Annotated in this window: 14 protein-coding genes and 1 pseudogene; 5 read left to right on the top strand and 10 right to left on the bottom strand. The window is 34.6% G+C overall.

Annotated elements, in window-relative coordinates; all coding sequences use genetic code 11:
- Nucleotides 1-190: 190 nt before the first annotated feature.
- The 3 genes from ABH966_RS10880 to ABH966_RS10870 all read right to left on the bottom strand — a co-directional run bounded on the left by ABH966_RS10880 (nt 191) and on the right by ABH966_RS10870 (nt 1,391).
- Nucleotides 191-409 (bottom strand): hypothetical protein, encoded by a 219-nt coding sequence (locus ABH966_RS10880; RefSeq protein WP_370078244.1) that lies wholly within the window; start codon nt 407-409, stop codon nt 191-193.
- A gap of 51 nt (nt 410-460) precedes the next feature.
- Complete coding sequence (locus tag ABH966_RS10875) at nt 461-667, bottom strand: hypothetical protein (protein WP_370078242.1); 207 nt, start codon at nt 665-667, stop codon at nt 461-463.
- A 442-nt stretch (nt 668-1,109) separates the two neighbouring features.
- Nucleotides 1,110-1,391 carry a hypothetical protein gene (locus tag ABH966_RS10870; protein WP_370078240.1) on the bottom strand — a complete coding sequence of 94 codons (282 nt, stop codon included), beginning with the start codon at nt 1,389-1,391 and terminating at the stop codon, nt 1,110-1,112.
- Between the two features lie 539 nt (nt 1,392-1,930).
- Between ABH966_RS10870 and ABH966_RS10865 the strand changes: the two genes are divergently transcribed.
- The gene (locus ABH966_RS10865) at nt 1,931-3,397 is read left to right on the top strand and encodes a DUF7309 domain-containing protein (RefSeq protein WP_370078238.1); all 1,467 of its coding nucleotides are present in this window, start codon (nt 1,931-1,933) and stop codon (nt 3,395-3,397) included.
- Between the two features lie 148 nt (nt 3,398-3,545).
- On the opposite strand, the gene qoxD is transcribed toward ABH966_RS10865, so the two are convergent.
- The 4 genes from qoxD to qoxA form a co-directional block, all read right to left on the bottom strand.
- Nucleotides 3,546-3,830: a cytochrome aa3 quinol oxidase subunit IV gene (gene qoxD / locus ABH966_RS10860; RefSeq protein ID WP_370042430.1), complete on the bottom strand. Its 285-nt coding sequence runs from the start codon at nt 3,828-3,830 to the stop codon at nt 3,546-3,548.
- 1 nt (nt 3,831) lies between these two features.
- Nucleotides 3,832-4,428, bottom strand: a complete 597-nt coding sequence (gene qoxC / locus ABH966_RS10855; protein ID WP_370042428.1) for a cytochrome aa3 quinol oxidase subunit III — start codon at nt 4,426-4,428, stop codon at nt 3,832-3,834.
- On the bottom strand, nt 4,428-6,374 hold the full coding sequence (qoxB, locus tag ABH966_RS10850) for a cytochrome aa3 quinol oxidase subunit I (RefSeq protein WP_370042427.1): 1,947 nt from the start codon (nt 6,372-6,374) through the stop codon (nt 4,428-4,430). Before qoxB ends, qoxC begins: the two co-directional genes overlap by 1 nt.
- Before the next feature lie 122 nt (nt 6,375-6,496).
- Nucleotides 6,497-7,336: a cytochrome aa3 quinol oxidase subunit II gene (qoxA, locus tag ABH966_RS10845; RefSeq protein WP_370042425.1), complete on the bottom strand. Its 840-nt coding sequence runs from the start codon at nt 7,334-7,336 to the stop codon at nt 6,497-6,499.
- Nucleotides 7,337-7,753: 417 nt separating this feature from the next.
- On the opposite strand from qoxA, the gene pdxR reads away from it, so the two are divergent.
- The 4 genes and pseudogenes from pdxR (at nt 7,754) to ABH966_RS10825 (ending at nt 11,601) form a co-directional block, all read left to right on the top strand.
- Entirely contained in the window at nt 7,754-9,184 is a 1,431-nt protein-coding gene (gene pdxR / locus ABH966_RS10840) for a MocR-like pyridoxine biosynthesis transcription factor PdxR (protein WP_370042423.1), read from the top strand.
- A 578-nt stretch (nt 9,185-9,762) separates the two neighbouring features.
- Entirely contained in the window at nt 9,763-10,407 is a 645-nt protein-coding gene (gene deoC / locus ABH966_RS10835) for a deoxyribose-phosphate aldolase (protein WP_370078236.1), read from the top strand.
- A 60-nt stretch (nt 10,408-10,467) separates the two neighbouring features.
- Nucleotides 10,468-10,998: pseudogene (locus ABH966_RS10830) on the top strand (hypothetical protein); the annotation flags it as partial.
- 69 nt (nt 10,999-11,067) lie between these two features.
- Nucleotides 11,068-11,601: a helix-turn-helix domain-containing protein gene (locus ABH966_RS10825; protein ID WP_370078234.1), complete on the top strand. Its 534-nt coding sequence runs from the start codon at nt 11,068-11,070 to the stop codon at nt 11,599-11,601.
- Between the two features lie 139 nt (nt 11,602-11,740).
- Here the strand turns inward: ABH966_RS10825 and ABH966_RS10820 are convergent, their stop codons facing one another.
- From ABH966_RS10820 to ABH966_RS10810, 3 genes are all read right to left on the bottom strand, one after another.
- Complete coding sequence (locus ABH966_RS10820; RefSeq protein ID WP_370042418.1) at nt 11,741-12,181, bottom strand: cell wall hydrolase; 441 nt, start codon at nt 12,179-12,181, stop codon at nt 11,741-11,743.
- A gap of 203 nt (nt 12,182-12,384) precedes the next feature.
- Complete coding sequence (locus ABH966_RS10815) at nt 12,385-12,702, bottom strand: hypothetical protein (RefSeq protein ID WP_370078232.1); 318 nt, start codon at nt 12,700-12,702, stop codon at nt 12,385-12,387.
- Nucleotides 12,703-13,108: 406 nt separating this feature from the next.
- Nucleotides 13,109-13,660, bottom strand: a complete 552-nt coding sequence (locus tag ABH966_RS10810) for an ECF transporter S component (RefSeq protein ID WP_370078230.1) — start codon at nt 13,658-13,660, stop codon at nt 13,109-13,111.
- Nucleotides 13,661-13,816 lie beyond the last annotated feature (156 nt).

Genomic DNA, 13,816 nt, shown 5'->3' with positions numbered 1-13,816 from the left:
AGGAGATTTCTTTTTTAAAACTTTTTATTAACGTATCAGGAATGACAGAAAAGAGAACTATTCCCGATATAATAGCTATGAAGAGTGATAGAGAAATAACCTTATTCATAAGTAATATCAATAATGCTAAGATAATGAGTAATCGCCAAGCCAATATCACTTTGACATCCGTATCACAACCATTCATGCATCATTTAACCCGCATTTTTAGTATTCTAGATAACACTAAATAAATTATTAAAGTACTTAAGCCTAATAAAGTAAAATCAAAAAATAAATTATTAATCCCTAAATCTGTTATTTGAAGGATAGATACATCTTCTGAACCTTTATACTGGATCCATTTAAACGGAATCCCTAAAATAAATGCAATCACCAAACTAATAACAGCAATATATTTTCTCTTCATATGTTCACACCTCGGAAACGTAAGTAGCAAATATAGTTTCTTATTATGCCTTTAGTGTATAACCGTCATACCTATTGCAGTAAAAACTGCGATAACAAATGCCCCTACAATCATCCATTGAGGAGTATCTTTTTTTCCGCCTCTCGTCACAAAATATTCAGTAACTCTAACAACCAAAAATAAAACTAAAGCTGGTATAGCTAGAACATTAATTGTAAGCTCTTTGCCAGTTACGAGCATTAAAGAAACGAATAACATTCCGTAGCTGATGCTACATAAAATCCAATACTCAATGGACCTAGAACTCCGAATTCACTCAACTTTTTCTTATTTGTAGTCAAGGACAATATAAATCCCCCTAACTTTTCTTTTGCGAGGCCAATAGCGAAAAAAGAAAGAACATTTGAGTGAGTTTCCTCGTTCTCGCGTTCTTTCTTTTTCTATTCCCGAAACTTGCTGCAACTTAACTAATTATTAAGCTTAGACTTCTTATTATTAAAGAATTTCACAATCAAAACGATGATAATTGTCCAAAAAGCGAAAAAACTATTGTAAAAAAATATCAAGGTAATTCACACTCATTGCTATTACCTCCTTCACAACTAATTAATCTAAAGCAAAAGGGACAGCTAGAGTTTTCAGTTTCTTTGTGCTACCTTACCTTTAACTGGATTTTTATGAATGTAAACTATATTTAGATTCATCTATACGCCTGTTTACCTGATTTACTAAATTTATTAATAAGAAGTTGAATACAACCACCTAAAAGACCAAATATAATTACACCTGTCCATGGTAAGTTCACTTTAAATGCATTATCTTGTACATGAACATAAACAATATCTTGACCAAAAATCGTAGGTTGAAAATTAAAAGATTCTACATTAAATAACACAATAGCAATAGTTCCTAAAAACGTAATTAAAGTAAAAGCAATAATACTAAATAGAATAGCAGCAATAGTTTTATGTGATTTCTTCATCTCTACCTCCCAATTTTTTTGAAATTATTTGATAATCCTTTTAAGGAGTAAAACAAGAAAATACTATGAAGTCTTATGATAATTAAAATATTCAACCTATGGATTTGGAAAGATTTTATAAATAAATGCACTAATCAATGTTAAATTTTAAAGTGAAATCTAAAAATCTCTCTCTTAAGTAGTACCATACCATTAGCTCTAAAAATTTCAAAATCAACTTTTGTTGAAAATTGAACAAAAATTGATAAAAGTCAGAAAAATATCTTTTGCTTTCTAAAAAATGAATTTGTGATTCCAATGGGGAGCTGTTACTAGACAACACTTAGAGTGTTTCGCACAATTAACATGGCAAGTATAGAAGAGAATGATAATTGGAGAATGAATTTTGAAGTATTGCAGAACGGACAGGTTGTTAGTAAAGTGAATAGAAAGTGGTTCATTTTGAGAATAGTTACAAAGTAGATGGAACAAGTGATTATTACATTTCTGTGTGAAAGCAGGTCAGCATCCATTAACAAATAGAAGAAGGAGGGTAAACAATGATACAGTTGCATATTGAAAGTAAGAAAAAACCGGAGATTTATCGAAAGTTATTGTTACCGAAGAGCAGTAGTTTTTCCGCGCTAGATGAAATTATATTACTAAGTTTTGATTTGGATGGGGCGGACTATTTTGATTTTGAAATGGTTAAAAAAGATGGACGAGAATCTAAAGAAAAGATTTGTTTTTTACCTAAAAATGATACGGAATTAGATACAGATGAAGAGTTGGTCGATGAATGGCTTCGAAAACCTGGTGATGAAGCCATCGCACATGTAATTGATTATAGCGAATCATTTACTATTCGATTAGAGAGCAATGAGGATTTACCGATGAACTCTGAAAGTCCTTTATGTATTGCTGGAGTAGGTAATATTCATACGGGTAAATTGGACAAAATCAATTTAGAGAAAATTAATGAATTGATAGGGGAGGATGAAGAGGCAGACAGTTTACTAGAAGAACTGGAGCCAGACTTTCTTACTTTATTGGAGCTTACGAATGACCTGAAAAAATTGAAGCCATGGCAATATTTTAGGGATGATGAAGTCGTTGTCATTCACTTTGAAGATGTAGATTACAAAGTACTTGTTTCTGTTATGGGAGCTGGTGGTGAAGAGTTTGGGTTAATGATTTTTGACATGGAGCTTGGCTATAATAGCTTAGAAAAAATTCTTTTTGAGAAAAATTTATCGAGCGATTTCTCCTATGGTTTAAATGCTTTAACTGTGAATTTTGTTGATAGAGAAGAATTAGATACAGCAGATTATCTGCTAATTAAAGATTATGGGCTGTCGTATAGAGGGAAGAAGAATTGGATTCAATTCCGTAGCTATCTGGAGGGAACGCATCCTGAAAGACCAAATTATCTTGAGGTAGAGCTTTTAATTGATGTTGTAAGTAGGATGATTAATATTACAGAAGCTCGGAAGGATGACTGGGAATATCCGCAGCTAGCTGCACATCAATATCCAACGTTTAAAGTGCAAATGGATGGTGAGTTACAAGAAATCTATATTTTGCAAATAAATATGACGAAGCCAACGTATGAGTGCTACGAGGAAATATCAATGTTTGAAAAAGCAAAATATAAGAAAAAACCTAAAAGTGCATTACAATTAGAATATGATTTATTTTATATGCCTTTTGGCGTAGAGTCGGAAGAAACGAACCGCACTGTTTATCCGATTTCTGGTATGCTTGTTGAACGAGGAAGCAATTTAGTTATTGAACACGAAATGCTTTCTATGCCTAAAACGCCACCAATTGCACAAGGCATGTTATGGGCATTTTTACAAGGCTTAGAGGTAAGACCAAGTAAAATATTTGTCTCTAAAGAATTAAGACCGATGCTTCAGCCACTAGCAAAAATTGTCGGGGTGGAGCTTGTAGAAAGTGAACTTCCTGGCATTCGAGAAGTGAGAGAATTTTTGAAAACCGTACCAATGAATTTATTTGGAGAATAGCGCAAATATTTTCTCAACATTATATAGTAAATTTACTTTTACTTGAACAGATAAAAGGTACACAAATATATAATTTATTAATTAATTTCGTATGTAATAAAGCAGACAAATACTTCTATCAGAGTATTTGTCTGCTTATATAATGATATTATAAATATCCCCAAACCATACATAATATTGTCCCGAATACTGTAACAAGGGCAATAATTAAAGCATAGTAAATGTTTGTAAAGATTGCTCCTTTATCCTTCGTTTCACTTGCGTGCATAAACACAATCAGTTGAAGGGTTGCCTGAATAAATGCTGTGACAAGTAAAATCGTCATAATAATGGGAAAGGATACATCCAGAAAATAAACACTAACTGCGATTAAAGTTAGGATTATTGAAAGTGCAAAACCTATTACTTGTTTAAGAGGGAATAAATTGCTCATTTTATACCATTCCTTTCAAGTAAATGAAGCTGAATATAAAGATCCAAACGACATCTAAGAAGTGCCAATATAGGGAGAAAATAAAAGCTTTATTAGCTGTTTGTGGAGTCAGTCCACGTTTTATTAGTTGTAGGACAATAAGGAATCCCCAGAATACACCGAATGTTACGTGACCTCCATGAGTTCCTAGTGTTGTTAGTAATATAGCTGTGAAAGCACTTGTTTGTAGTCCTGCACCAATATGAATGTAGTGAGCAAACTCAGCAACTTCAAAACCTATAAATGCTAGACCAAGAAGTAGTGTGATCACGAAGAATGTAATCATGGCCTTCTTGTTTTCATGTCGCATGGCATGTATTCCTAACCCGATCGTAAAGCTACTTGTTAGGAGTATAAATGTTTCAAATAGGACAGGCGCGAGTTCGAAAATCTCTGCCCCAGTTGGACCGTTACCAACACGATTAAATAAAACGAAGTAACCTGCAAAGAGCGTTCCAAAAAGCATAATTTCGGCGCCTAGGAAAATCCAAAAACCGAGAATGTTTAATTGATTCTGTTGTGTACTATATTCGAGTGGAAGTGTTTTATCAATCTTCATTATTTAGCACCTCGCAATTGCGTTTCTGTTTTTATTACTTCTTCTACAGATACGTAATGTCCGTGATCTTTTTCTAAAGAACGTAAAGCCATACATATAAATATCCCAATGGTAGTGATGATCGTTGGAATCCACATTCCGAATACAAAAGAAAAGCCCCAAGCAAAGAAAATACAGCTTAATATAAATGGGACACCGCTGTTATTTGGCATATGAATTTCTTCATATTTATCTGGGAATAAAACATGATTATTATACTTTGAATCCCAGAAAGCTTCAGTAGAGTTAACATGCGGTAAAATAGCAAAGTTATAATGAGGTACAGGATTTGGCGTAGCCCACTCTAGTGAACGTGAATCCCATGGATCTGAGCCAATATCTCTTGATGCGTAACGAATACTGTAGTAAACGTTATAGGCGATTAAGGCAAATCCAATTGCTAGGCCAATTGCACCTACAAACGAAATCATATTCCATATGCCAAAACCAGTTTCTTCAGTGTATGTGTACATACGACGTGCTTGTCCATCGAGACCTGAGAAGAACATTGGCATAAACGCCACAAGCGTACTAATAGCGATAATCCAAGCTGTCAATTTTCCGATTTTTTCATTTAATATAAAGCCAAACATTTTTGGCCAATAGTAATGTAAACCGGCTAACATACCGAATACAACACCAGGAATAATAACCATATGGAAATGAGCCACTAGAAACATCGTATTATGATATTGATAGTCAGCAGCTGACATTCCGAGCATAACTCCGGTTACTCCACCAATTGTAAAAGTGGGGATAAATAGTAATGAATAGAGCATTGGAGTCGTGAATTCGATTTTTCCTTTCCAAAGTGTAAATAACCAGTTGAAAAGCTTAACTCCTGTTGGAACGGCTATCGCCATTGTTGTAATAGAGAAGACACTGTTTGTTAAAGCTCCTTGTCCCATCGTAAAGAAATGGTGCGTCCATACTAAAAATGATAGGAAGGAGATAATCACCATTGAGCCAACCATAGATTTATATCCATAAAGGTTTCTCTTAGAAAAGGTGGAGATAATTTCACTGTAAATACCGAACGCTGGTAACACTAGAATATATACTTCAGGATGTCCCCAGACCCAGAAGAAATTGGCCCAAAGCATATCCATACCACCACTTGTTGTTGAGAAGAAGTTAGTTCCAAATAAGCGGTCCATAGTCCCCATAGCAAGTGCTACTGTTAATACAGGAAAAGCGAAAACGATAATAACATTAGCTACTAAAGCAGACCATGTAAACATTGGCATTTTCATTAATGTCATACCAGGTGCTCGCATTTTAAGAATCGTTGCGATCATGTTAATACCAGTCATTAATGTGCCCAATCCAGAAATTTGTAGAGCGAATAAATAATAGTTAGTACCTACTGATTGGCTATAATCGTTATTCGCTAGAGGGAAGTAATTTGTCCAACCTGAATCAGGTGAACCACCAATGACAAAGGAAATGTTTAGGAGCATTGCCCCCATAAAGAATAACCAAAAACTTAATGCGTTTAACCTTGGGAAAGCTACGTCACGAGCCCCGATTTGTAATGGTACAACGAAGTTCATAAATGCCATAATGAAGGGCATTGCCATAAAGATGATCATCACAGTCCCATGAGTAGTGAATACTTCATTATAGTGCTGAGCATCAAGTAATTTATTATCAGGTACAGCTAGTTGAGCACGAATCATAATCGCATCTGCTCCACCGCGGAAAAGCATTAGTAATGCAGAGATTAAATACATAATCCCAATTCGCTTATGATCAACTGTCGTTAACCATTCACGCCATAAATAGCCCCATTTTTTAAAAAAAGTTAATCCGACAATGATTGCTATAATCGTTAGTGCAATGGCAACCATTGATCCGTAAATCGCAGCACTTGGATGAGGTATAGCAAATCGTTCAAAGAATTCCATAACGATTAATACTCCTTTCAAGAGTTCTATAGTAAAATAGTGGAATTTTAATAATTAAATGATTCATCATAAGAATTAGTGGTGTTTGAATGAACACTATTCTAATGAATTAGAAACCTGTGTTAATGTTCACCATGTTCACTGTCTGGTGCCGGATAAAATGTTAAGTGAGTCCCATTAAACGAAGCTTCATCCACATGACCTGGCTTTAGTAAATTATCAAATTTTTCTTCCGTTATTTCTGGAGAAGTATTTTTAATGTCCTTTACCCAGCTATCAAATTCTTCCTGATGTACTGCTTCGACTCTAAAAGTATTTTCAGCAAATCCTTTACCACTAAAACTTGCGTTTCGTCCCATATATTCACCTGGTGTGTTAGCACCTAAATGCAATGTATTCACCATATCTGACATTGCATATTTTTGCCCCCCAAGCTGCGGAATCCAGAAACTTGTAATAGGTCCGTAAGAGTAGAGTTTAAACTCAATTGGACGGTCAACAGGAATATACAGATAGTTAACTGTTTCAATGTTTTCTGCTGGATAGCTAAAGTGCCATTTCCAGTTAGATGTTGCAGCATAAATGACAAGAGGTTCTTTGTCCTTATATTCTGCAGGTGTTGATTCAACCTTATTGTTACTTTGAACTGAAACAATTGATAGGAATATAACGATCAATACAGGTATACCAACACAAATTATTTCAACTAGTGTACTTCCTTTAATGTAGGGAGGTTTATAGTTTGCGCTTTGTTTAGACGCGCGAAATCTAAATAACATATAAGCTAAGATGACATACACAACGATAAGGATAACGGACATAATCCAAATCGATAGCATTATATCTTTAGCTTGTACTTGACCCTGAGGCCCTTTTGGATCCAATACTAACAACGGTTCACACCCTGTTAATATAGTGGCAATAGTGAAAAAGCTAATGAAACTGATCCACATCTTTTTCATAGACAAACCCCTTTCAATTATTCTTGTATGTTTTAAAGGCTAATAAGGGTTTGTGCGGAATTTGATTCACAATTCGAGTTTCATATTAGTTGCATAAAAATCGAAAGGCAAGAAAATATGAAATCTATCACAAAACGTTCTCAAATGAAAAAAATATTTTGATATAATTTTTTTGTGAAAAAAGGGATTATATCAAGCTTTTAAAATGCAAGAAGTGGTTTGATAAACAAAGTGGATGGTTAAATTAAAGGTTAAATGGGTGGTTTATTATGAGTGTGATTTATTTAAAATAATTCTTTTTAATCGAAAAGATTAGAGGAAGTTATTGCAGTTTGATAAAAGAGAATACAGGATAATTCTATTGAACCCCCATTTTTTGGGATAGGAACAATTAGGAATTTTAAGGAGAGAGTTTTTATGGATTGGAAACCAGATCGAGAATCAAAGAAAGCTATATATAAACAACTTGCCGAATATATTGAAAAAGGGATAGCAGATGGCACATTTCCGGCTGATAAATCCTTACCGTCTGAAAGGTTTTTAGCTAAAGAATTTAATATAAACAGAAGCACTGTTGTAAGTGCATATGATGAGTTGGAATCCAATGGACTGATTGAAAGAAATAGAGGAAGCGGTACAACAATCAGTAAAGACATCTGGGGAATTACAAATAAACGCATTCCTAGTTGGAATAGATATATTGAAGCGGGGCCTTTTTTACCTAATCAACCTGTAACGCAGAGAATAAGAAAAGAAGCGGTTGAACATAAACTAATCAATTTAGCTAGTGGAGAATTGTCAGAGGATCTTTTCCCGTTGGATTATTTAAGGGAGATTACTTTTACCCGTTCTTTTATTGGGAGCTTAGGATATGATCATCCACAAGGGAATGAGATATTTAGAGAAACAATAACGAAACATATGAGACAGTATCGTCAAATAGAAACCGATCCCGCTTCCATTCTCATTACATCTGGTGCACAACAAGCCATACATTTAATCGTGCAGTGTTTGTTAAAACCAGGAGATGCAGTTGCGCTAGAAGAGCCTTCATACAGTTATAATCTTCAAATTTTCAAAACAGCAGGCATTCAAATACATTATTTATCTGTGGACAAGGATGGCATAAAACCAGAAGATTTACGCTCATTATATAAAAAACATCGAATTAGAATGATTTTTTTAAATCCTGATTTTCAAAACCCTACAGGTTCTGTCATGAATGAAAAGAAAAGACGAGATATTTTAGACATATCCTCCGAACTAGGAATCCCAGTAGTAGAAGACGATCCATATAGTTTAACAGCTTTTACAGGGAGAAAAATCCCTACACTTAAATCAATGGATGTTAACGGAAATGTTTTATACATTAGCTCATTGTCCAAAATTGTTGCCTCAGGACTAAGAATTGGCTGGATTATAGGGCCCAAATCAGTAATAGAAAGATTATCCGATGCAAAACAGCAAATAGACTTTGGTCATTCAAGCTTTACACAATGGATTGCTAATGATTTTTTAGAATCAGAAAATTTCCAATCTCATATGAATAAATTAGTTGTGGAATTAGAAAAAAGAAGAAATCAAATTGTTAAAAGTCTTACTCATTATTTAAAGGATGAGGTGGAATTTTTTGTTCCTCAAGGGGGGATTCATATCTGGTGTAAAATATTAAAAGACTTTAATGAAGTCCAATTACTTGAGACATCCATTAAAAGAGGAGTAATTTATGTCCCCGGTTCTACAATTGGGTCTAAAAAGAATTTTGTGCGTTTTACTTTCTCAAGGGAAGATGAAAAATCAATTGAAGAAGGAATCAAAAGGTTTGCAGAAGCACTTCATTCGCTTTAAACTTTAAACTATTTTGATTCTTTTTATTGAAAAACTAATGAAATTTAGGTGTCAGTTAAGTATGACCCTCTGGCAAAACGAGGGATTGATTTACGTAGTGCTAAAGAAGTGACAGCAACAGATAATTTTGGTGCGAACCTTAACCATTTTATTTTTTAACACTATGAAAATTTCACATCAGAAAAGCGCGAGAAATCAATGTTTCTAAAATTGATTTCTCGCTTTTTTTTAGGATTTGACCAGTTTTGTCTCTTTTTTTAATTATAAATGGATGGGTAAAAAACAAATGTACTGGATGGTCAAAAAAATGATAAACCCTTTATTATAAGAGACATGGGTAATTTAACATCCATATAGGCTAAAATAAATGGTTTATAAATTAAATATGTGGAATGATTCACAATTCACAATTATCTTTTCACATAATGGTTTTAGAAATGAAAACAAATGGATTAGGCTTGAAAAAAGTAGCATTAAATGAAAATCCTCTTGGTCTATCATAAAAAGCTCTTGAGGTAAAAAAAACGCAGATCACCTAATTTCACTAAACATATCTTGAAGATGGAGTTGATATATTTATGGACTATCCAAAATTAATAGACCACACATTACTTTCACCTTGTACTACCGAAAAAGAAATAATTAATTTATGCCAAGAGGCAAAACAATTTTACTTTGCGTCTGTATGCGTGAATCCTGCTTGGGTAAGCTTATCTGCAGATCTTTTACGTGAAACAGATGTTAATATTTGCACAGTTATAGGATTTCCTTTAGGTGCGAGCACTACTGAGACGAAAGTATTTGAGACTCTAAATGCAATTGGTAACGGGGCTACGGAAATAGATGTAGTGATTAATATCGGGGCATTAAAAAATAAAAACAATATGCTAGTTGAAAAAGAAATTAGTAGAGTTGTAAACGCTGCAAAAGGAAAGGCCCTAGTAAAAGTTATTATAGAGGCATGTCTATTAACGGATGAAGAAAAAGTACGTGCTTGCGAAATATCTGTAAAAGCGGGTGCGGACTATCTTAAAACTTCCACAGGTTGTTCTCTGCACGGAGCAACTGTTGAAGATGTTGCGATCATGAGAAAAGCAGTTGGACCAAATGTTGGGGTCAAAGCATCGGGCGGAGTACGTAACATCGATGATATAAAATTAATGGTTGATGCTGGTGCATCTAGAATAGGCACTAGTTCTGCTGTAAGAATATTAGATTTATAGTTAGCAATCGTCTCCAAGGTTGCAAAATTCTTTGCAACTAAGCTATGGAGAGGTCGAATTATTATAGCGGTTTTCATTTTCACGCTCCTCTTAATGCGTGGTGTTCTCCTATTTGGATTAAATAAGGGATTGGTAAAGAAAGTGCCAATTCAGTATAAGTATATGTTGGTTTTTATATTCCTCAATTTGGTTTGGATTGATTCAGTCACGATTGTTGGTTATGAGCAGCTTGCGGTCATCCTTGTCGCCGTGTATGAAGTGCTTCAAAAACCAATGTACAGTAGCAAAATGGCGTTTAAGCAAGTATTGCTACTGTACATATCAACAACTGTAGGAACGCTTTTGTATTTGAATATTAATTCTTGGATACTCATTACGATTTTAGCTATGTTGCTAATGTTTATTTTGTTGCATATCGTTGGCATCCGTTTACCAGCTGTGTATGCTTTCCCTCTGCTTACTTTTGTATTACCTGCAGACATTGTGACTAGTCTTCCGGTAGGTATATTGGTTGCCACGGTATTTTTCTTTGGTTCCGTGTTGGCCATTAAAAAATGGGAAATGACGAGAAATAAAAAGAGAATGCAATAAGAAAGAAAATTTCTTATTTTGATATGACCCGTAAATATGTGTCTTAACTAACATTAATGGGGTGTTTATATGTCTAAATTTACAGTTGAAATAAAATTAAACGCAGTGAATCGTTATTTAAATGGAACAGAGACTTATAAAGAGATTGCAGAAAGTATTGGTTCAAATCAAAATCAAATTATCACATGGGTAAAATTATTTAAGGCTCAAGGGATTAAAGGTTTTGAAAAAAGTTATACAACGTATCCTGTTCAGTTTAAACTAGACGTACTAAACTTTATGAACGAAACAGGTGCTTCTTTTCTAGAAACAGCAAGTAAATTTAATATATCTTCTCCGAGTACAATATATCAGTGGACAAAGCTATTAAAAACACAAGGACTAACAGCTCTAGAGCCAAAGAAAAGGGGACGTTCTCCCAAGAAAAAAGAAACCAATAAGAAGCAATCCAAAAATGTAAGAGAAGCTGAAGGCTCTCTTGAAACATTACAAGCAAAAATTGAGCGTTTAGAAATGGAGAACGCATACCTGAAAAATACAAATAAAATTAAATCACAAACAATATTTGAACTAAAGCACAAGAATGGCGTGGTAGATTTTTAAATAATATCTACAAAAAAATATTGATACAAAAAAGACAAACTACTTGGGTAGAATGTCTTTTTTTTATTTATAGACTTTAATATTTTGAGACTGTAAAAGGCTCAACAGAAAAACTGTAACAAAAAAGGAAAATAGCTACCTATCCTTGATAAACACTTTCACATGTATCAGGTGCTGGTTCATAGAAGCAATGATTTTTAAATTGACCAGTAAAAGGTTGACCGTACCATGTTGGAGGACATGGTGCGTATGGATTGAAATACCAAAGTGCGTATTTCGCTGGATGATCTCGCCAATAATCCAGAGTCAATTTTGCTAATCTTTTTTCATTAGGTCGCGCTCTTTGGTAAAACATATTACCTTTTTGAACAGCTTCAAAAGAATAATTTCCTCCCTGTACCTGATAAATGACATCATTAATGGTTCTTAAATCTTTAAAGTCTGGACACTCTGCTATAACACGATTCACAATGACATTGCCAACATATAGCATTCCTTGATTTCCTTCACCTACAGCTTCTGCTCTCATCATCCTTGCCACTAAGTCAACGTCAGAATTTATATATTTTACTCTTGGCATTTTTTCACCTCCACCATATAGTATGAAAAAAAACCTTCATTATTGAAAATCAAATTTATTCATTCAGAAAAGGTTGAAAAGTCATTTCGAAATACTTTTGTGAAAGTGAGCTAACAATTCCCTTTAATTTAGCTTTAGATTTTGAGCATTCTATATTGAAAACGCCAAGTACAAGCAGTTATGCTTTATAACACATGATTGTTTTAATGCTTTTTAACGAATGTATAAATATTTAAAATAACTCCTATAACGAACATAATTATTGCATTTAATGCAATGATCACCGCTATAAATCCTCCTGCAAAAGCAATCCCTTCTCTTGTGTTATCTGGTTCAAAGGCTTTAGCATAACTGACCCCTAAATACACAAAGCTTCCGACTATTACTGGGATTAAAACCGCCATGCCAATTGCAGAAGCCCATATAGGGATCTTCTTATTTTTGTATAAATAGGCTGCTAAATAATCACAAACTACAATAGATAGTAATAGAACGATCCAAACGATAGCATCTCCGTTCATTCCTAACCACTCCTTAGGTTAATTCAATTTTACTCGTGGCATTTTCGCCCTAAAGATATAGTATGGAAAAAATCCTCCATTATTGCGACTTGAAATTTTAAACGAAACGCCAACCAAAAAACACGTCATCTATGCTGTCAGCAAAACAACAAGATGGCGTGTTTATTTTGTAGTAATCAATTATGCCTCGGCATAATTGCGTCCGGAATCGGCTTTGTGCTAAGGCCTGCGTGAGGGCCGACACGATGTCGGTCATTTCGGTAATGCCACAGGACGTGGCGTTTTTACCGATGCAGGTCAGTTAGCCGTTATCGCATGGATGCGATGATTTTAGGCTAACATCCTTTAAGAACTCCTTTCCGATTCCGTGACATCCGCCAGAGGCTTTAACTTCTTTTGAAAGAAGTTAAAAATTCTTTTTAAAATACGGTGTTTTTTTCATCACGATACATACAGGAATAGCGATAATTAAACCGACAACGTTTTGGATTACGTCTCCTGGAATGGATGCTAAAGGGGCAACCCAGCTTTTGAACATAATCGCTTGCCCGATATAGTAGACTGCCATCATCACAGGCATTGAAACAGCTGCTGCGAAAATGTTTAACCCAATATTGTCGCCTCTATGACCTTTAGACCAAGCGATTTTCCCAACGATGGCGCCTTGTAATGCGCGGGAGATTATTGTGGTTGGCGCCCAAATTAACCAGCCACCTACGATATCGAATAAGCCCATTCCGATTGCTCCAGCAAGTGCTCCCTTTTTAGGACCAAATAAAATCGACGCGATCAAAAGCATGGATGTCCCTAAGTGAATAAGTCCACCTTGCCCGAATGGTAGCTTTATATTAATGAACATTGTCGCGACGAAAACAAGTGCTGCAAGGATTGAAGTAATGACTAAATCAAATGTTTTCGTACGTGGTTTTGTATAGGGTTGACTTTGTATATTTTGCATTTGCATGTCCTCGCTAGGATGAATTTTTTAATAATTTTTACTTTAGCAAAGGACTGACTATCATAAAAGTGCCAATTTGATAAAAATATTAAAGGTCAGTTTGTTTTTCTATAAGGGAGTGCATTTTCGCATCTATCTAATTATGATACGATGAAG

Origin of the sequence: Lysinibacillus sp. RC46 (genome assembly GCF_041262385.1) — a bacterium.
Classification (GTDB): Bacteria; Bacillota; Bacilli; order Bacillales_A; family Planococcaceae; genus Lysinibacillus.
Note: the sequence above shows the minus strand (reverse complement) of the source record. Positions and strands in the feature narration are given on the sequence as shown.